The organism is Dactylosporangium sp. NPDC051087 (genome assembly GCF_055586325.1).
The window spans coordinates 45,124-63,394 of record NZ_JBVJIJ010000039.1; the positions used below are offsets into that span (position 1 = coordinate 45,124).

An 18,271-nucleotide genomic window follows, 5' to 3' on the forward strand; every position below is an offset into this window, starting at 1 on the left:
ATGGTAATCGTCCCCGTTTTTGTCAGACCCCTGGGTTAGTGTCGCCGCGTGGCTGGAAACGAGGCGTTGATCGCGGCGACCGGGCTGGTCAAGCAGTTCGGTGAGTTCACTGCGGTCGACGGGATCGACGTGCGGGTGCGGGCCGGGGAGGCGTTCGGGTTCCTCGGGCCCAACGGTGCCGGCAAGTCCTCGACGATGCGGATGATCGGCTGTGTGTCCCGACCGACCGGCGGCTCGCTGCGGATCCTGGGCATGGACACGGCACGGGACGGGGCGAAGATTCGGGCGCGGCTCGGGGTCTGCCCCCAGCAGGACTCGCTCGACCTCGAGCTGACCGTGCTGGAGAATCTGACCGTCTATGCGCGCTATTTCAACATCCCGCGCAAGGTCGCCCGGGCGCGTGCCATGGAGCTGCTCGACTTCGTGCAGCTCGCGGACCGGGCCGGCGACAAGGTGGAGCCGCTGTCCGGCGGGATGAAGCGCCGGCTGACGATCGCCAGGGCCCTGGTCAACGAGCCGGAGATCGTGCTGCTCGACGAGCCGACCACCGGCCTCGACCCGCAGGCCCGGCACCTGGTGTGGGAGCGGCTGTTCCGGCTCAAGCAGCGCGGCGTGACGCTCGTGCTCACCACGCACTACATGGACGAGGCCGAGCAGCTGTGCGATCGCCTGGTCGTCATGGACGCGGGCCGGATCGTCGCGGAGGGTTCGCCGCGCGAGCTCATCGACCGGCACTCGACGCGGGAGGTCCTGGAGGTGCGGTTCGGCAACGATCCGCTCGACAGGTTCGCGGACAAGCTCGACGGCATCGGCGAGCGCACCGAGGTGCTGCCCGACCGCATCCTCGTCTACACCGGCGACGGTGACGCGGCCGCGGCGCAGGTGCACGCCCGCGGGCTGACACCGTCGAGCGTGCTGGTGCGGCGCGGCTCGCTCGAAGACGTGTTCCTGCAGCTCACCGGCCGGACGCTGGTCGACTGATGGCGCATCCGACGGCACTGGCGCTCGAATACCACCTGGTGTCCTACAAGCGCACGTGGCGGGCGAGCGTGTTCAGCTCGTTCGCGCTGCCGGCGATGTTCCTGGTCGCCATGGGGATCACCGTCGGGCACTACATCGACGAGCGGTCCACCTCGATCGGTGTGCCCTATCTGGACTATCTCGGCCCCGGGCTGCTGGCCTCGACCGCGCTGCAGGTCGCGGTGGCCGACTCGACATGGCCGGTGTTCGGCGGGTTCCAATGGACCCGGGTCTATCACGCGATGCGGGCGTCGCCGCTCACCGTGGGTGACGTGCTGCGGGGGCACCTGGCGTTCGTCATGCTGCGCGTCGCGCTGTCGAGCGTCGGCTTCCTGGTGGTCCTGTCGCTGTTCGGCGCGCTGCACTCGTGGTGGGCGCTGGCCACGCCGCTGGTCTCCGTCCTGCTCGGCCTGGCGTGCGCGGCGCCGTGCTTCGGGTTCGCGGCGCGGGTCGACTCGGACGGGGCGTTCGCGGTGCTGTTCCGGGTCGCGGTGGTGCCCATGACGCTCTTCGCCGGCGTGTTCTTCCCGGTGGAGAGCCTGCCGGCGGCGGCCCGTCTGCTGGCGTACGTGTCACCGCTGTGGCACGGCGTCGAGCTGTCCCGGGCCGCGACCCTCGGCACGGCGACCGCCTGGGGCGTGCCCGCGCACGTGGCCGTGCTCGCCGTGTGGTGCGCGGCCGGCTATGTGCTGGCGCTGCGCTCGTTCACCAGGAAGCTGGGCGACTGATGGTCACCACCCTCATCTTCCCGCGGGCGATGGCCCGCCTCGACCACCGCACCTCCGGGGCGCTGTCCGTCACCGCGCGTAACCTCGCCGCGGCCAGGCACGCCGCCTACTGGTGGGTGCTGCTGTCCGGGTTCGTCGAGCCGCTGCTGTATCTGCTGTCGATCGGTGTCGGGGTCGGGCGGCTCGTCGGGGACATCGCGCTGCCCGACGGGCGGCTCGTGACCTATGCCCAGTTCGTCGCGCCGGCGATGCTGGCCGCCTCCGCGATGAACGGGGCGCTGGCCGAGACCACCATGAATTTCTACGGCAAGCTCAAGTTCATGCGCATCTATGATGCGACGCTCGCCACCCCGATCACGCCCATGCAGGTCTCCGTCGGCGAGCTCGTCTGGGCGATGTGCCGCGGCGGCGTGTATTCCGCCGTCTTCCTCGTGGTCATGGCGGCGCTCGACCTCACCACGTGGGGCTGGGCGCTGGTCGCGCTGCCGGTGACGCTGCTGGTGGGGTTCGCGTTCGGGGCGCTCGGGATGGGCCTGTCGACGCTGCTGCGGTCGTGGCAGGACTTCGACTACATCAATGTGACCCAGTTCGGGCTGTTTCTGTTCAGCGGCACGTTCTCCCCGCCGTCGGACTTCCCAGTGCCGCTGCAGGTACTGATCGAGGCGACGCCGCTGTATCACGGCGTCGCCCTCCTCCGGGCGATCACGACCGGCTCGCCGGACTGGACGCTGCTGTGGCATGTGGCGTATCTGGTCGCGCTGGCGGCGGTAGGCCTGACGATGGCCAGCCGCCGCATGGGCACCTTGCTGCTGAAGTAGCCGACGCCCACCACACCGTCCTCACCGCCGCGGCGGCCCGGCGGTGCGGCGGCCCAGTGGTTCCGGCGGGCCGGTGGTGCGGCGGCTCGGTGGTTCGGCGGCTCGGTTGGGGCGGCGGGCCGGTGGCGCGATGCCCGCAGGCCACCGGGGTCGGAGTGGCCCGGGGTGCGGTGAGCTGGGGTGCGGTGGACCTGAGTGCGACAGGCCGGAGCGCGGTGAGCTGGGGTGCGGCGGACGCGAGTGCGACAAGCCGGAGTGCGACAAGCCGGAGTGCGATGGGCCTGAGCGCGGCAGACCGGAGTCCGATGGGCGGGGTGCGGTCGACCCGTGCGATGAGCCGGAGTGCGATAAGTCTGAATGCAGTAAGCCGGAGTGCAGTAGGTCGGGGTGCGCGGGTGTCCTAGCAGCGCAGCGGGCCGGCGCCGGAGCGGGCCAGCGATGGGGCGGGGCTCCGTGGGTTTGCCCGTCAGGGGTGCCCGGTGGTGGGGTGGGGGCGGGCCGGTAGTGGGGCGGTGTCTGCGGGGGGCAGAGGGCGCAGGAGCCGGGGTGGTCGTGGCGCGCGTCCGCGTCCCCTGGATGCCAGGTTTCATGATCCGATGACTGGCCGCGGCACGGACTCGCGGTGGCGCGCGTCGCGGGGACATGCCGTGCTGTGATCTGCCCGTGTAATCCGCCGCACGTGCCGCTGTGCGGGGGCAGGAACTGGCGGGGTGCGGCGTGCGTTCACCCGCCCTGGACGCTCGGGTGTGAGGCGCGCGTCCGGCCGCTGCCTGGCCGTGCGGTGACGGCTCGCGCAAGGTGTCCTCGCTCGACGCGGCCCTGTTCCGTTCTGCGTCATCTCGTTCTGCGTCATGTCGCACCGCTTTGGTTCGCACCGCCTTGTTCTGGGCCATGTCGTGCCGGCCCGTCCCGTTCTGGCGCAGGGGCCGGAGGTGTTCACGACGTACGTTCATCTGCCCTGGCTGGCCCCCGTGATGCAGGATCCTGGCCGCGCGGGACCGACCCCACCCGGGCTGCCGCACGCAGCACCGTGCCCGTCCCGTGTGGGCTCCGCACCGGTCATACAGCGGCAGGTCGTGTCGCGCTGTGGCTCGCTGCATGATCTGGGAGGGCTGGGTGTGATCCTGCGGCGGGCATGTCCAGATGTGCCCACTATCGAGTGGATCGCCGGGGTCGGGGGAGCGGCGACTCACCGGGTCGCGGGGAGGTTCTGCCGCCGCGGCGACGCCTCGACAGGAGCCGGGTCCGGACGTCACCGCGAGCGAATGTCCACCGCATCGCCCGGGAATCGGTCCGAGCGCTGACGCCCCCGGTGAAGGGATGATTTGTCCACAAAGGCGATAGACGCATACGCCTTGAACAGGGGAAACCGGGAAACGTTCGGAAGTGGGCCAACTTCCGTTGGATTCAGCAAAAGTTTGGTAACGGGAGATAGAAGACCTAGACGCGGCGCTTCGCAGGGCCTAAAGTCTCGACGCAACACGGGTGTAACGCACGGCACACGACCCGGCAACCAGCACCTCAAGCGAGGTGTGGTGGTGTAGCCGCGTGTCGCGGACGCCTGCCTGCGACCAGATGAGGAGGTGCCCTTGTGAACACGGTCAGTGCGGTAGACGGCCCGGTTCAGTCGCGCCTGCTCCGCTTGTTGCGGGACACCGGTGCGTTGTCGCGTGCGGAGCTGGCGGATCGCCTGGAGGTGCCGCGGCCGCGGCTGCTCGCGGACCTGGACGCGCTCGTCGCGACCGGGCTGATCCGTGAGGCCGGCCCGGCGGCCAGCCGGGGCGGTCGCAGGTCGACGCTCGTGGAGCTCAACCCCGATCTGCGGTTCGCCGCGGTCGACCTGGGGGCGAGCTCGATCGACGTGGAGATCACCGACGGGAGACTGGAGCCGGTCACGGCATACGGTGAGCCCGCCGACATCAGGTCGGGACCGAAGGTGATACTGCAACGGGTCAACGAGATTCTGCACAAGTTCAAGGCAGAGGGCTCGTTCGAGCGGTTGCACGCCATCGGCATCGGTGTGCCGGGGCCGGTCAGCTTCCGGGACGGTGTCCCGGTCTCGCCGCCGATCATGCCGGGCTGGGACAGGTTCCCGGTCCGGGAGGTGCTCGGCCGCGAGTTCAACTGCCCGGTCGTCGTCGACAACGACGTGAACATCATGAGCATCGGCGAGCGCTACGGCGGCGTCGCGCACTCGGTGGACAACCTGCTCTTCCTCAAGGTGGGGACCGGCATCGGGTGCGGCATCTACCTCAACGGCGAGGTCTACCGGGGCACCGACGGGTGCGCCGGCGACATCGGGCACATCCAGGTCGACAGTCACGGGCCGGTGTGCTCGTGCGGCAACGTCGGCTGCCTGGAGGCCCTGTTCGGCGGTGGCGCCCTCGCGCGTGACGCGACGGCGGCGGCCCGCAGTGGTGCCTCGCCGGCACTCGCGGACCGTTTGAACGCCAACGGCATCGTGACCGCCAAGGACGTCGCCGACGGCGCCGCCGAGGGTGACGTCACGTGCATCCGACTGATCCGTGACGGTGGGCGCCGGGTGGGTGGGGTGCTGGCCGGTCTGGTCAGCTTCATCAACCCGTCGATGATCGTGATCGGCGGCGGTCTCGCCGGCCTCGGTCACATCCTGCTGGCGGAGATCCGCAGCGTCGTCTACCGGCGTTCGCTTCCCCTCGCGACCGGCAACCTGCCGGTCGTCCTGTCCGAGCTCGGCCCCCGCGCCGGCGTTGTTGGCGCCGCGGTGCTGGCCAGCGAACTCGCATATGGACGGCCATCATGACAATTCCGGACGACATCGTCCTGAGACTTACTGATGTAGTGAAGACCTTCCCCGGTGTCCGGGCGCTCGACGGTGTGCAGCTGGAGGTGCGGGCCGGGGAGGTGCACTGCCTCCTCGGGCAGAACGGCGCCGGCAAGTCCACGCTGATCAAGGTGCTCTCCGGCGCGCACACCCCTGACTCGGGCGAGATCACGTGGCTGGGTCAGCCGGCCGCGTTCAACAGCCCGCAGACGGCCATGAAGGCCGGCATCGCCACCATCTACCAGGAGCTCGACCTCGTCGACGGCCTCAGCGTCGCCGAGAACATGTACCTCGGTCACGAGCCGCACAGCGGCGGGTTCGTCGCCCGGCGCACCATGCGCAAGGGCGCGGAGGAGATCCTCACGCGGCTCGGCCACGCGGAGATCCCCGCCGGCCGGGAGGTCGGCAAGCTGCCGGCCGCCGCGAAGCAGATCGTGAGCATGGGCCGGGCGCTGTCCCGCGAGGCCCGGCTGCTCATCATGGACGAGCCGAGCGCCGTGCTCGCCCATGACGAGGTGCAGAACCTGTTCCGCATGGTCCGCGCGCTGACGGCGCAGGGCATCGCGGTCATCTACATCTCCCACCGCATGGAGGAGATCCGCGAGATCGGCGACCGCGTGACGGTGCTCAAGGACGGCCGCACGACCGCGGCCAACCTCGACGCGAAGACGACGCCGACCCGCGAGCTGGTGAGCCGCATGACCGGCCGCACCATCGAGTACGTCTTCCCGGACAAGACGGACAGCGCCGCGAAGGACAAGCCCCTGCTGCAGGTCGACGGCCTCAGCCTGGAAGGGCGCTTCAGCGACATCTCGCTGAACGTCCACGCCGGGGAGATCGTCGGGATCACGGGCCTCGTCGGCTCCGGGCGGTCCGAGGTGCTGGAGACCATCTTCGGCGCCCGCCGCGCGACCGCCGGCACGGTGACGATCGACGGCAAGACCCTGCGCCGCGGCAGCGTCAACGCCGCGGTGAAGGCCGGCATCGGCATGGCGCCGGAGGAGCGCAAGAGTCAGGCGCTCCTGCTCGGCGAGCCGATCTACCGCAACGTCACCCTGGCCGGCTTCACCCGCTTCGCGCGGGTCGGCTTCACCGACTCGGGACGCGAGCGCGCCGAGGCCGAGAAGATCACCCAAGGCCTCGACCTGCGCCCGAACGACGTCCGGCGCCCGGTGCGCACTCTGTCCGGCGGTAACCAGCAGAAGGTCGTCGTCGGCCGCTGGCTGCTGGGCGGCACCCGCCTGCTGCTGCTCGACGAGCCCACCCGGGGCGTCGACGTGGGTGCCCGTGCCGAGCTGTACCAGGTGATCCGCAGACTCGCCGACGAGGGTGTCGGCGTGCTGCTCGTGTCCAGCGAGGTGCCCGAGGTGCTGGGCCTGTCCGACCGCGTGCTCGTCATGCGTGAGGGACGGCTCGTGCGCGAGGCGCCCGCCGACGAACTCGACGAAGACACCGTGCTCGACCTCGTGATGGCCGGCTCCCTGCTCGACGGGGCCGACCTGGCGAGCACCGCCCCTGAAGGGACCGCAGCATGAGCACCGCGACCACACCGTCCGCCGACCCGGTGGAGCTGAGCAAGGGCCACCCCGGCCCGGCGGCCCGGCAGGGCTGGTGGCAGCGGGACGGCGCCGACTCCGCCAAGCGCAACCTCGCCCTCATCGGGGTGCTGGTCCTGCTGCTGGTCATCGGTGCCATCACCCGGCCCGACATCTTCCTCGACATCGACCGGCTGTGGTCCAACGAGCTGACCGTGCTGACCCAGGCGTCCAGCATCGGCGTGATCGTGGTCGGCATGACCTTCGTGATGATCAGCGGCGGCATCGACCTGTCGGTCGGCGCGCTGCTCGCACTGGCCAGCGTCTGGTGTACGACCGTGGCGACCCAGGACATGGGCCCGGCCGCGATGGTCTTCACCGCACTCGCGGTCGGTGCGGTCGCCGGCCTCGTCAACGGCGGCCTGATCGCCTACGGCAAGCTGGTGCCGTTCATCGCCACGCTCGCCATGATGCTGTCGGCCCGGGGCCTGGCCCAGAACATCTCCGGGTCGCGCACCCAGATCACCTCGGACCCGTTCATCAAGAGCCTCGCCGGCGACCGGTTGCTCGGCGTGCCGTACATGGTGATCATCTTCGTGGGGGTCACCGCGCTCGGCTGGGTCCTGCTCAACCGCACCACCTTCGGCCGGCGCACCATCGCGATCGGCGGCAACGCCGAGGCCGCCCGCCTGGCCGGCATCAACGTCCGGATGCAGACGATGCTGCTGTACGTGCTGTCCGGCGTCTGCTGCGGCATCGCCGCGCTGATGATCGTGTCGCAGACGACGTCCGGCAGCAACACGCACGGCGACCTGTACGAGCTCAACGCGATCGCCGCGGCGATCATCGGCGGCACCGCCCTCACCGGCGGCCGCGGCACCATCGTCGGCTCGCTGCTCGGCGTGCTGATCTTCACGCAGATCACGAACCTGTTCATCGTCAACAACCTGCAGCTGGACGTCCAGCGGATCATCAACGGCGGCATCATCGTCGCCGCCGTCCTGATCCAGCAGTTCCGGGTCGGCTCGTTCTTCCGGACGCGCTTCAAGAAACGACCCGCCTGAAGATAGGCACCACGGCCCCAACCCGATAGGCCAGATCACCGCCGAACACCTTCACCGCCGTCCAGCCGCGACGGCAGTGCTGATCAACACGCCCAAAAACGCACCAAAAAAGTACACACCCCCCATCCCACAGACGACCAGGAGGTCGTGATGAGCGCATCCTCGGGTGACATGTCCCGCCGCAGGCTTCTCCTCGGCGGGGCGGCGCTCGGCGCCGGCGCACTGCTCGCCGGTTGCACGTCCAACGACACCAAGGACACGGACACCGGCACCAACACCAAGGAGAACACCGCCGCCACCGAGGCGCCGGGCAAGGCCGTCACCATCGGCTTCTCCGCCCCGGCCGCCGACCACGGCTGGATCGGTGCCATCACCGCCAACGCCAAGGCGCAGGCGGCCAAGTTCTCCGACGTGACCCTGAAGGTCGTCGACGCCGGTAAGGACGCTCCCGCGCAGATCGCCGCGCTGGACACCCTGATCGGCTCGAAGCCCGACGCGATCGTGCTGCTGCCGCAGGACGGCGCGCAGCTGACGGAGATCGGCAAGAAGGCCACCGCGGCCGGCATCATCGTCATCAACCTCGACCGCGAGTTCTCCGACTCGGCCGCCTCGTTCTCGCTGATCAAGGGCGACAACTACGGCATGGGCATCGCCGCCGGCAAGTTCATCGGCGAGAAGCTCAAGGGCAAGACCGACGCGGTCATCGGCGAGATCCCCGGCATCGACGAGCTCCAGCTGACCAAGGACCGGTCGAAGGGCTTCGCCGACGCGCTCAAGACCTACGGCCTCACGGTCAAGCACCGCGTCGCCGCGGGCTTCACCGTCGAGTCCGGCCAGAAGTCCATGGCCAACCTGCTGCAGGCCGCGCCGAAGCTCGACGCCGTGTGGAACCACGACGACGACCAGGGCGTCGGCGTGCTCGCCGCGATCCAGCAGGCGGGCCGCAAGGAGTTCTTCATGGTCGGTGGCGCGGGCTCCCGCGACGCGATGGACCACATCAAGGCCGGCGACACGGTGCTGACCGCGACGGTCACCTACCCGCCGTCGATGGCGTCCTCGGCGATCATCCTGGCCCGGCTCGCCGCCCAGGGCAAGGGCATGGGCGACCTGGTCGAGCTGCAGGTGCCGAAGCTGATCGTCCTGCAGTCCGAGACGATCACCAAGGACAACGTCGACAAGTACCTGCCGCTCGGCTTCAAGTCCTAGCAGGTCGTCAGGTAGAGCCAACCACCAGAAAGGAACCGCCAAGTGTCCACTCAGGGCAGCAGCGGGGAGCTGCGCGTCGGCATGGTCGGATACGCGTTCATGGGCGCCGCGCACTCACAGGCGTGGCGCACCGTGAACCGGGTCTTCGACCTTCCGGCGCGGGCGACCATGGTCGCCGTCTGCGGCCGCGATGGGGCGAAGGTGGCGGACGCCGCGAGCCGGCTCGGGTGGGCCGAAGCGGTGACCGACTGGCGCGAGCTGATCGCCCGGGACGACATCGACGTCATCGACGTCTGTACCCCGGGCGACAGCCACGCCGAGATCGCCATCGCCGCGCTGGAAGCGGGCAAGCACGTGCTGTGCGAGAAGCCTCTCGCCAACACGGTCGAGGAGGCGCGCGCGATGGTCGCGGCGGCGGTCAAGGCCCGGGCGCTCGGCGTCCGGTCCGCCTGCGGGTTCAACTACCGCCGGGTCCCCGCCGTCTCGCTGATGCGCAACCTCATCGCCGACGGCCGGCTCGGCGCGATCCGGCACGTCAGAGCCGTCTATCTGCAGGACTGGATCACCGATCCGAACTTCCCGCTCGTCTGGCGGCTCCAGAAGGACAAGGCCGGCTCGGGCGCGCTCGGCGACATCGGCGCGCACATCATCGACCTGACCCAGTTCGTCACCGGCCAGCAGATCACCGGTGTCACGGGCATCACGGAGACGTTCATCAAGGAGCGCCCGCTCCCTGAGGCGTCGAGCGGGCTGTCCGCGAGCGCCGGCGCGACGACGGGGGAGGTGACCGTCGACGACGCGGCGGTCTTCGTCGCGCGGCTCTCCGGCGGCGGCCTGGCCACCTACGAGGCGACCCGCTTCGCGACCGGCCGCAAGAACGGGCTCAAGGTCGAGATCAACGGCGAGCTCGGCTCGCTGGTGTTCGACCTGGAGCGGCTCAACGAGCTGGAGTACTACGACGCCACCAGGCCGGCGGCCGAGCAGGGCTTCAGCCGGATCCTGGTGACCGAGGGCGAGCACCCGTACCTGTCGGCCTGGTGGCCGCCGGGGCACATCATCGGGTACGAGCACTCGTTCACCCACGAGATGCGGGACTTCATCGAGGCGGTGGCCACCGGGCAGGACCCGACGCCGTCGTTCGAGGACGCGCTGCAGGTACAGCTCGTGCTGGACGCCGTCGAGAAGTCCGACGCGTCATGGGTCAGCGTGCTGGCATGAACGATCCCTACGCCCCCACGCCTGCGGACCGGTTCTCGTTCGGGCTCTGGACGGTGGGCTGGCAGGCCCAGGACGTCTTCGGCTCGGCGTCCCGCGCGGCACTCGACCCTGTCGAGTCCGTGCACCGGCTCGCGGAGCTGGGGGCGTACGGGGTGAGCTTCCACGACGACGACCTGATCCCCTTCGGCAGCGAGGACGCGGTCCGCGACAAGCTGATCGCCCGGTTCCGCGAGGCCCTGGACACCAGCGGCCTGGTGGTGTCGATGGCGACCACGAACCTGTTCGGCCACCCCATCTTCAAGGACGGCGCGTTCACCGCCAACGACCGCGCTGTCCGCCGCTTCGCGCTGCAGAAGGTGCTGCGCAACATCGACCTCGCCGCCGAGCTCGGCGCGCCGACCTACGTGCTGTGGGGCGGGCGTGAGGGCGCGGAGTCCGGGGCCGGCAAACAGATGCGCGCTGCCCTGGACCGGTACCGCGAGGCGATCAACGCCCTCTGCGCGTACATCCGGGAACGCGGCTACGACATCCGCCTCGCCATCGAACCCAAGCCCAACGAGCCGCGCGGCGACATCCTGCTGCCGACGATCGGTCACGCCCTCGCGCTGATCTCGACCCTGGATGAGCCGTCGCGGGTGGGGCTCAACCCGGAGGTCGGGCACGAGGAGATGGCCGGGCTCAACTTCGCCCACGGCATCGCCCAGGCGCTCTGGCACGGCAAGCTGTTCCACGTCGACCTCAACGGTCAGCACGGCCCGCGCTTCGACCAGGACCTGCGCTTCGGCGCCGGCAACCTGCGCGGCGCGTTCTGGACCGTCGACGTCCTGGAGAACAGCTCCGGCTACCCGACGGCGTACGCGGGCCCCCGCCACTTCGACTACAAGCCACCACGTACCGAGGACGCAGCCGGGGTGTGGGTCACCGCGGCGGCGTGCATGCGCAACTACCTGATCCTCAAGGACAAGGTCCGCGCGTTCCGCGACGACCCCGAGGTCTCGGCGGCCCTGGCCACGGCCCGGGTCGACGAGCTGTCGGTGCCGACGCTGATGCCGGGGGAGTCCCTGTCGGCGCTGCGTGCCGAGGAGATCGACGTCGAGGCGGTGGCCGCCCGCGGGATGGCCTTCGAACGGCTCGACCAGCTCGCCATGGAGCACCTGCTGGGAATCAGGGGATAACGAAGCTTCTCCTCGCCGGCAGCGAGGGCCTTGCCGCGGTTGCGCCCCGCGGCAGGGAACGCCGGAGGGGAGAGGTCCGTCGCGCCGGCGCGGCTGTGATGTCGCGCCGGCAGACGGGCACAACTCCAGACGACATCATGACGGCGCGACGGCGCGCGCTCACGCCCATCGTGAAGGAACTGTCATGCCCACAAGCACCGCCCGGAACTGGTTCGCCGCCGCTACGGCGGGCCTGCTCGTCGCGGCAACACTGAACCCGGCGCCCGCCAGCGCCGCCGACGCCCCGTACAAGGTCCTCGTCTTCTCCAAGACCGCCGGTTTCCGCCACTCGTCGATCCCCAACGGCATCGCCGCCGTCCAGTCGCTCGGCACGACCAACAACTTCACCGTCACCGCCACCGAGGACGCCGCCGCGTTCACCACCGCCAACCTGGCCCAGTACCAGACGGTGGTGTTCATGTCGACGACCGGCGACGTGCTCAACGACGCCCAGCAGACCGCCTTCGAGAGCTACATCCGCGGCGGCGGCGGGTACGTCGGCGTGCACGCGGCGGCCGACACCGAGTACAGCTGGCCGTTCTACGGCACGCTGGCCGGTGCCTGGTTCGCCTCGCACCCGGCGATCCAGCAGGCGAGCGTCAACGTCGAGGACCGCAGCCACCCGGCGACGGCCCACCTCGGCGCCACCTGGACGCGCACCGACGAGTGGTACAACTACCAGACCAACCCGCGGGCCACGGCGCACGTCCTGGCCTCGCTGAACGAGTCGTCGTACTCGGGTGGCTCGATGAGCGGCGACCACCCGATCACCTGGTGCAAGACCATCGACAACGGCCGATCATTCTACACCGGCTTCGGGCACACCGAGGAGAGCTACACCGACGCCAACTTCCGCAACCTGCTGCTGGGCGCGCTGCGGTACACCGCCAAGCGGGTCGACGGCAACTGCGCCGCCCCGGTCGCGCCGTCCGGCAGCGTCTACCAGGCCGAGGCGTGGTCCTCCACCGGCGGCGTCCAGGTCGCCAACCACGCGGCCGCCGTCGGCGGCAAGACCGCCGGCTACATCGACAACAACGACTGGATCGCGTTCAACGGCGTGAACCTGTCCAACGTCACCGGCGCCACCCTGCGCACGTCGTCGGCCGGTGCCGGCGGTACCGTCGAGATCCGCGCCGGCTCGACCACCGGCACCCTGCTCGGCAGCGTCCCGATCGCCAACACCGGCAGCTGGGAGACCTTCCGCGACGTGTTCACGCCGCTGTCGGCCAACGCCTCGACCACGCTCTACCTGGTGTTCAAGGGCACCGGCAGCTCGCTGTTCGACCTGGACCAGATCACCCTGACCCGGTCCGCGGCGACGCGGCAGGGTGAGGCGTGGTCGTCGATGAGCGGCCTGCAGGTCGCCGCCCACGGCCCGGCCACCGGCGGGCAGACCGCGGGCTTCATCGACAACAACGACTGGGCTGGGTACTCGGGCCTGTCGTTGAGCACCGCCGCCGGCGTCCGCGTCAAGTGGTCCTCGGCGGGCCCCGGCGGCACGATCGAGTTCCGGGCCGGCTCGGCGACCGGCGCGCTGCTCGGCAGCGTCGCGGTGGCCAACACCGGCAGCTGGGACACGTTCCGGACCGCGTCGGTGCCCCTTGCCGCGAATGCGTCAACCTCGCTGTACCTGGTGTTCCGCGGCGGCAGCGGATCGCTCTTCGACGTCGACGAGTTCACGGTGTTCAACTCCTGATCTTCAGCCGCGGGCTGCCGCCCGCGGCTGGACAGACGGGTGGCGGGGTCGCGACGCCGACCGGCCCCGCTGTCCGGGCCCCGTCCGCTCGGATGCACCACAGCACCTGCCACAACGTCCCGGGTGGTGACGCCGACTCCCCCCGTGGCCGGGCAGGTGCGATCCGGGCGGACGGGTCGCCTTTTTTGCAGCTTGTACTGGTGGGAGCTCGTTCATAAAATGGGCTCAGCACCTGGTCGGCCCTCGGACAGGTGCGGGTGGGAGGCGCAACCCACCCGCGCCGTGACACGTGTCCTCGGCCTCTGCTCAGGTCTCTCCCTCGCGCCCTCATCACCGCCGTTACATCGGAGGATCACTCATGGCGCGTCCAATCACCCTGTTCACCGGCCAGTGGGCCGACCTGCCCTTCGAGGAGGTCTGCCGGCTCGCCTCGGAATGGGGCTACGACGGTCTCGAGATCGCCTGCTGGGGCGACCACTTCGAGGTCGACAAGGCGCTCTCCGACGAGTCCTATGTGGACCGGAAGCTGGAGACGCTGGCCAAGCACAACCTGAAGGTCTACGCGATCTCCAACCATTTGGTCGGCCAGGCCGTCTGCGACCACCCGATCGACCAGCGCCACCAGGGCATCCTGCCCGCCCGCATCTGGGGCGACGGCTCGCCCGAGGGCGTCCGCCAGCGGGCCGCCGACGAGATCAAGGACACCGCCCGCGCCGCCCGCAAGCTCGGCGTCGACGTGGTCGTCGGCTTCACCGGCTCGTCCATCTGGCACACCCTGGCCATGTTCCCGCCGGTGCCGCCGCAGATGATCGAGGACGGCTACCAGGACTTCGCCGACCGGTGGAACCCGATCCTCGACGTCTTCGACGAGGTCGGCGTCCGCTTCGCGCACGAGGTGCACCCCAGCGAGATCGCCTACGACTACTGGACCACCAAGCGCACCCTCGAGGCGATCGGCAACCGGCCCGCGTTCGGCCTCAACTGGGACCCGTCGCACTTCGTGTGGCAGGAGCTCGACCCGGTGAACTTCATCTTCGACTTCGCCGACCGCATCTACCACGTCGACTGCAAGGACGCGAAGGTCCGCACCGGCGACGGCCGCCGCGGCCGGCTCGCCTCGCACCTGCCGTGGGCCGACATGCGCCGCGGCTGGGACTTCGTCTCCACCGGCCACGGCGACGTGCCGTGGGAGGACTGCTTCCGGGCGCTCAACGCGATCGGCTACAACGGCCCGATCTCGATCGAGTGGGAGGACGCCGGCATGGACCGCCTCATCGGCGCCCCCGAAGCCCTGTCCTTCGTGCGCCGCCTGGCCTTCGACGCCCCGGCGGCCGCCTTCGACGCGGCGTTCTCGTCCTCGTCCTGAGTTCTTGCCCTGAACGTGCTCAAAGGGCCGGCCCCATTCCGGGGCCGGCCCTTTCGCGTTCTGTTGGGCGCTGTCGGCGCTGTCGGCGCCGTCGGGCGTGCTTAGAAGCTGGTGCCGCCGCTGGGGGTCGTCTTCGACGAACCCGTCGTGGCCAGGACGTCACGCTCGATGGCGGGCGTCTCCGACCCCATCAGCCGCTGCCCGAGGTCGCTCTCGGCGAACCGGCTGTTGGCCAGCTTGTCGGTCACCTTGGTCTTGCCCTCGCTGTAGAGCCGCGTCGCCTGCTCCTGGACGACCCCGGCGGCCTCCTGCACCGTCGGGCTCTCCTTGATCTTCAGAGCAGTAGCCTTGAGCTCTTCATACTTCTCCCGACCAGCCCGGGCGCCGAGCACAAAGCCCGCGGCCAGTCCGCCGAGGAACAGTAGCTTGCCGCGCATAGCGACTAACCTCCTTCTGAGCGGCGCCCGGTCATCGTTGCGTCTTCAGCGCCGTCCTGAGTCCTGACTTACCCGTCCATCGTCGTTCCGACACATCGATCATGTACCCGTTTGCAGAGATCTGGCACACGATGGGATGGTCTCCGCCGCGCCGCGCACAACCCGCTGGCGCGACCCCGGGGTGCGTGCTGTACTCTTTGCCGGTCGCCCTGATTCACCGGGAACACTGGTGAAGGGGTGCTGCAATCCCGCGTAGCTCAATTGGCAGAGCAGCCGGCTGTTAACCGGCAGGTTATAGGTTCGAGTCCTATCGCGGGAGCTCCAAACGGCCCCTTACCGGGGCCATTTTAGCGCCCGGACCCCTTTCCGGGCGGCGTCCCGGTTGCACAGGTCGGTAAGCTTGCGATCGCTCGGGGCGGTAGCTCAGCGGGTTAGAGCAGGGGACTCATAATCCCTCGGTCGCGGGTTCGAGTCCCGCCCGCCCCACATCCCGGGGTCGACCCTGCTCGTGCGCCTGCGGCGCGCTCGCCGGCGGGCTGTGGATTCCCCGCGCACGGCTTCGCCGTGCTCCCCGGTGGGGGAGCTTCGCTCCACCCACACCCCCTCAAGACCGTCCGGTGGCTGGGCTTGTCGGGTTTGGTCGCTTCGCTCCGCCCGTATCCTCTCAAGACCGTCTGGTGGCTGGGCTTGTCGGGTTGGTCGCTTCGCTCCGCCCGCATCCCCTCAAGACCGTCTGGCGGCTGGGCTTGAGCGGCCCTCTCACTCCACACCGCAGACGGCGCGGCTGCCCCGCACCGCCCGCAACAGGGTCGAGCAGCCGTCCCCGAACGCCGCGTTCGGGTTGGTCGCTTCGATCCACCCGCACCTTCTCGGGACCGCGGGTCCTCCTCGCAAGGCCTGCCACCTCCCCTCCGTGCCGGCCGACTGCCGCCGTCTTCATCAGACCGTAGCCCTGGGGTACGACCGTTTCCGGCTCGTCCGAGCGCCGCGCTGACGCGGGCCGGCGCTCGCTCCTTGCCGAGCAGGCGCCGGGCGACCGGGCCGTACCCCTGCGGAATCCGCTGTTTCCCGGCGCCATCCGGCCGCTCTCCGGAGGTGAGCGCCCGATCATCGGTCAGCGTCGGGTTCCGGGTCCCGCCGCTCGATCGGGGGCGGCAGATGGTCCGGCTGGGTCGCTGGGGTGGTACGGGCCGACTCGACCTGATGCCTCGCCTCCCGGATGGCGCCGGCGGCCCGGCGGATCCTGGCCGACGCCTCCGCGGCCGCGTCGCCGTCGGTTGTCGCAGGTCCGACGGCACCGGGCTGCGCGGCGGTGTGCTCGGGCGCCGGGGGCGCGGCTGCCGGCGTCGCCCGGTCGGCAGGCACCAGCTGCTCTCGCAGGCGGGACAGGTCAACTGACGGTCGGCGTAGGGCGAGGCGGTGGTGACGACGTGGGCGAGGTGTTGCCACCAGTGGCGGCCGAGGTTGCGGGAGCCGTCGGGCAGGCCGGCGAGGTCGCCGAGCCGGTCGCGAAACGACTCGGTGCGCTCCTTCGACCATGGTTCGTGGCGCTGTGCCTCCATGGCTTCCACAAAGCCGGGTGGGTCCAGGTACCGGTCGGGAGAGGTCAGCGCGTTGGAGTAGGCGGGACTGGCCGCGCCGCGGCCGAAGACGTAGGTCTCGTCGGCGAGGCATTCCCGTTCGACCATGGCGGCGGTCTCCAGGACGCCGGGGTAGCCGCGGTCCGGGTTGTCGACGTATCGGCCGCCGCCGTCGGTGTCCCGCTCGCGTTGGAGCCGTTCCAGCACCGCCAGGTCTGCTTCTGCCTGCGGGGCGGAGACGCCGACGAACCAGACCCGGCACAGCGGCCGTCCGTTCTCGTCAGGGGTCCGCAGCCGGGTCAGCAGTTCGCGGGTGCGCCGCGGGTTGTCGGAGTTGGTGTCGACGACGAAGTCGAACCGGCGTTCCAGGCATTCCTCGATCGCGCGGGCGGCCATCCTGCGTGAGTCGTGGTAGACGACCGAGCCGGCCGTCAGGTCGTCGTTGCGGAGCAGGTCGGGCCAGCGCGGATCGAAGGTGCCGATCTCGTCGCCGGAGATGACGGCCGGCTCGCGCGGCAACAGGCGCGTCAGAAGATCGACGACCGAGGACTTGCCGACCGCTGGGCGTCCGCTGAGCACGATCGCCTGGATCTGCTCCCCGGCCGGGACCGGAGTTCGCGCGCCGCCGGTCCGGGTGGTCTCCAGGACTCTGGACCGGACCCGGTTGACGTAGACCCATTCGTGGACGTCAGGAGGCAGCGCCTCGGGTGGGGGGCCGTGCGGGTCGGTCATGCCTTGCCGAGCAGGCGCCGGGCGATCGGGCCGTACTCGTCCAGGACCTGCCGGATCTCGGCGTCCGTCATGAACGGCAGCTGCCGTTTGCGGGCCCAGTACTCATCGTCCTGAGCGCGCAGGGCCGCCAGCCGCTCCGGGTCGGGATGCTCGTCGGCCTCCGCCGCACGGAGCTGGTTTCCGGTCCACCCGCACAGGAGGCCGAGGGTGGAATGGGCGGTCTCCCGCCGGATGATCTCGTCCGGGGACATGTCCGGTCCGAGGTCGAGGCCTCTCAGTGTGGGTCGGTGCTCCGCCGGGTCGGTCATGCGAGCGCGCTCCCTCGAACTGTCCGCCGCTTCGGAGATCTCCGTGCGTATCGGCAGTGTAACGACAGGTATCTCTGCGATCCGTCGTGCGACGGGTGAGACGACGCCGCAGGGCGGGTGGGACGGCGGGTGTCCCGCGCAGCAAAGCCGGAGGTGTGGCGGGCGACGGCGGGCTGCCATGTTGGGGCTTCGGACCGGAGCAACCGAGTGGGCGAGTGCCGGCCGGACGCGGATGTCACGTGCCGGCGACGTCGACGGTGCGCCGGTCGGTCGGCCCGCGACGCTCGCCGGTGAGCCGTCGGCGTCATCGCCCAGCGGAATGAGATGCCATGACGAATCCGTTCGAAGACCCCGACGCCCTGTACCTGGTCCTCGTGAACAAGGAGGGCCAGTACAGCCTGTGGCCCGTCACCATCGCGGTTCCCGACGGCTGGGTCACGGCGTACGACAGGAACTCCCGCTCGGACTGCCTCAACTACGTGGAAGAGCAATGGACCGACATGCGGCCCAAGAGCTTGATCGAAGCCGACCGAGGGTGAGCGGGGC

The 18,271-nt window shown here is 70.0% G+C and carries 14 protein-coding genes, 2 tRNA genes and 1 pseudogene; 14 read left to right on the forward strand and 3 right to left on the reverse strand.

The features are described from left to right. The first annotated feature begins 48 nt into the window (after positions 1 to 48). The 11 genes from ACZ6TV_RS47955 (at position 49) to ACZ6TV_RS48005 (ending at position 14,668) form a co-directional block, all read left to right on the forward strand. A complete protein-coding gene (locus ACZ6TV_RS47955) occupies positions 49 to 981 on the forward strand; it encodes an ABC transporter ATP-binding protein (protein ID WP_465307064.1) in 933 nt (310 codons plus the stop codon). Then, positions 981 to 1,748: an ABC transporter permease gene (locus tag ACZ6TV_RS47960; protein WP_465307065.1), complete on the forward strand. Its 768-nt coding sequence runs from the start codon at positions 981 to 983 to the stop codon at positions 1,746 to 1,748. Before ACZ6TV_RS47955 ends, ACZ6TV_RS47960 begins: the two co-directional genes overlap by 1 nt. Continuing rightward, the gene (locus tag ACZ6TV_RS47965) at positions 1,748 to 2,566 is read left to right on the forward strand and encodes an ABC transporter permease (protein ID WP_465307066.1); all 819 of its coding nucleotides are present in this window, start codon (positions 1,748 to 1,750) and stop codon (positions 2,564 to 2,566) included. Before ACZ6TV_RS47960 ends, ACZ6TV_RS47965 begins: the two co-directional genes overlap by 1 nt. A 1,663-nt stretch (positions 2,567 to 4,229) precedes the next feature. Further along, positions 4,230 to 5,348, forward strand: coding sequence for an ROK family protein (locus ACZ6TV_RS47970; RefSeq protein ID WP_465307067.1), 1,119 nt, complete (start codon positions 4,230 to 4,232; stop codon positions 5,346 to 5,348). Further along, the gene (locus ACZ6TV_RS47975; protein ID WP_465307068.1) at positions 5,345 to 6,904 is read left to right on the forward strand and encodes a sugar ABC transporter ATP-binding protein; all 1,560 of its coding nucleotides are present in this window, start codon (positions 5,345 to 5,347) and stop codon (positions 6,902 to 6,904) included. The genes ACZ6TV_RS47970 and ACZ6TV_RS47975 overlap by 4 nt, the downstream gene beginning before the upstream one ends. Further along, a complete protein-coding gene (locus tag ACZ6TV_RS47980) occupies positions 6,901 to 7,968 on the forward strand; it encodes an ABC transporter permease (protein ID WP_465307069.1) in 1,068 nt (355 codons plus the stop codon). The genes ACZ6TV_RS47975 and ACZ6TV_RS47980 overlap by 4 nt, the downstream gene beginning before the upstream one ends. Positions 7,969 to 8,118: 150 nt before the next feature. Further along, positions 8,119 to 9,174: a substrate-binding domain-containing protein gene (locus ACZ6TV_RS47985; RefSeq protein WP_465307071.1), complete on the forward strand. Its 1,056-nt coding sequence runs from the start codon at positions 8,119 to 8,121 to the stop codon at positions 9,172 to 9,174. 81 nt (positions 9,175 to 9,255) lie between these two features. After that, positions 9,256 to 10,392: a Gfo/Idh/MocA family protein gene (locus tag ACZ6TV_RS47990; protein ID WP_465307121.1), complete on the forward strand. Its 1,137-nt coding sequence runs from the start codon at positions 9,256 to 9,258 to the stop codon at positions 10,390 to 10,392. After that, positions 10,389 to 11,567: a xylose isomerase gene (xylA, locus tag ACZ6TV_RS47995; RefSeq protein WP_465307073.1), complete on the forward strand. Its 1,179-nt coding sequence runs from the start codon at positions 10,389 to 10,391 to the stop codon at positions 11,565 to 11,567. The genes ACZ6TV_RS47990 and xylA overlap by 4 nt, the downstream gene beginning before the upstream one ends. 184 nt (positions 11,568 to 11,751) lie before the next feature. Beyond that, positions 11,752 to 13,302 carry a ThuA domain-containing protein gene (locus tag ACZ6TV_RS48000; RefSeq protein ID WP_465307075.1) on the forward strand — a complete coding sequence of 517 codons (1,551 nt, stop codon included), beginning with the start codon at positions 11,752 to 11,754 and terminating at the stop codon, positions 13,300 to 13,302. Positions 13,303 to 13,660: 358 nt separating this feature from the next. Continuing rightward, positions 13,661 to 14,668, forward strand: coding sequence for a sugar phosphate isomerase/epimerase family protein (locus tag ACZ6TV_RS48005; RefSeq protein WP_465307077.1), 1,008 nt, complete (start codon positions 13,661 to 13,663; stop codon positions 14,666 to 14,668). A 101-nt stretch (positions 14,669 to 14,769) separates the two neighbouring features. On the opposite strand, the gene ACZ6TV_RS48010 is transcribed toward ACZ6TV_RS48005, so the two are convergent. Then, positions 14,770 to 15,105, reverse strand: coding sequence for a hypothetical protein (locus tag ACZ6TV_RS48010; RefSeq protein ID WP_465307079.1), 336 nt, complete (start codon positions 15,103 to 15,105; stop codon positions 14,770 to 14,772). 246 nt (positions 15,106 to 15,351) lie between these two features. Between ACZ6TV_RS48010 and ACZ6TV_RS48015 the strand changes: the two genes are divergently transcribed. Further along, positions 15,352 to 15,424: transfer RNA gene (locus ACZ6TV_RS48015), tRNA-Asn, on the forward strand. 93 nt (positions 15,425 to 15,517) lie between these two features. Continuing rightward, positions 15,518 to 15,591: transfer RNA gene (locus ACZ6TV_RS48020), tRNA-Ile, on the forward strand. Positions 15,592 to 16,775: 1,184 nt separating this feature from the next. Here ACZ6TV_RS48020 and ACZ6TV_RS48025 read toward each other — a convergent pair. Next, positions 16,776 to 17,417 (reverse strand): annotated as a pseudogene (locus ACZ6TV_RS48025) (zeta toxin family protein); the annotation flags it as partial. After that, a complete protein-coding gene (locus ACZ6TV_RS48030) occupies positions 17,414 to 17,725 on the reverse strand; it encodes a hypothetical protein (RefSeq protein ID WP_465307081.1) in 312 nt (103 codons plus the stop codon). The pseudogene ACZ6TV_RS48025 and the gene ACZ6TV_RS48030, both read right to left, overlap by 4 nt. Positions 17,726 to 18,054: 329 nt before the next feature. On the opposite strand from ACZ6TV_RS48030, the gene ACZ6TV_RS48035 reads away from it, so the two are divergent. Then, positions 18,055 to 18,264 carry an MbtH family protein gene (locus tag ACZ6TV_RS48035; protein ID WP_465307083.1) on the forward strand — a complete coding sequence of 70 codons (210 nt, stop codon included), beginning with the start codon at positions 18,055 to 18,057 and terminating at the stop codon, positions 18,262 to 18,264. The last annotated feature ends 7 nt before the right edge of the window (positions 18,265 to 18,271 follow it).

Coding starts and splice junctions, on each gene's coding strand:
- ACZ6TV_RS47960 (WP_465307065.1), top strand. CDS start 981: ATGGCGCATCCGACGGCACTGGCGCTCGAATACCACCTGGTGTCCTAC.
- ACZ6TV_RS47965 (WP_465307066.1), top strand. CDS start 1,748: ATGGTCACCACCCTCATCTTCCCGCGGGCGATGGCCCGCCTCGACCAC.
- ACZ6TV_RS47975 (WP_465307068.1), top strand. CDS start 5,345: ATGACAATTCCGGACGACATCGTCCTGAGACTTACTGATGTAGTGAAG.
- ACZ6TV_RS47980 (WP_465307069.1), top strand. CDS start 6,901: ATGAGCACCGCGACCACACCGTCCGCCGACCCGGTGGAGCTGAGCAAG.
- ACZ6TV_RS47985 (WP_465307071.1), top strand. CDS start 8,119: ATGAGCGCATCCTCGGGTGACATGTCCCGCCGCAGGCTTCTCCTCGGC.
- ACZ6TV_RS47990 (WP_465307121.1), top strand. CDS start 9,256: ATGGTCGGATACGCGTTCATGGGCGCCGCGCACTCACAGGCGTGGCGC.
- xylA (WP_465307073.1), top strand. CDS start 10,389: ATGAACGATCCCTACGCCCCCACGCCTGCGGACCGGTTCTCGTTCGGG.
- ACZ6TV_RS48000 (WP_465307075.1), top strand. CDS start 11,752: ATGCCCACAAGCACCGCCCGGAACTGGTTCGCCGCCGCTACGGCGGGC.
- ACZ6TV_RS48005 (WP_465307077.1), top strand. CDS start 13,661: ATGGCGCGTCCAATCACCCTGTTCACCGGCCAGTGGGCCGACCTGCCC.
- ACZ6TV_RS48010 (WP_465307079.1), bottom strand. CDS start 15,105: ATGCGCGGCAAGCTACTGTTCCTCGGCGGACTGGCCGCGGGCTTTGTG.
- ACZ6TV_RS48030 (WP_465307081.1), bottom strand. CDS start 17,725: ATGACCGACCCGGCGGAGCACCGACCCACACTGAGAGGCCTCGACCTC.
- ACZ6TV_RS48035 (WP_465307083.1), top strand. CDS start 18,055: ATGACGAATCCGTTCGAAGACCCCGACGCCCTGTACCTGGTCCTCGTG.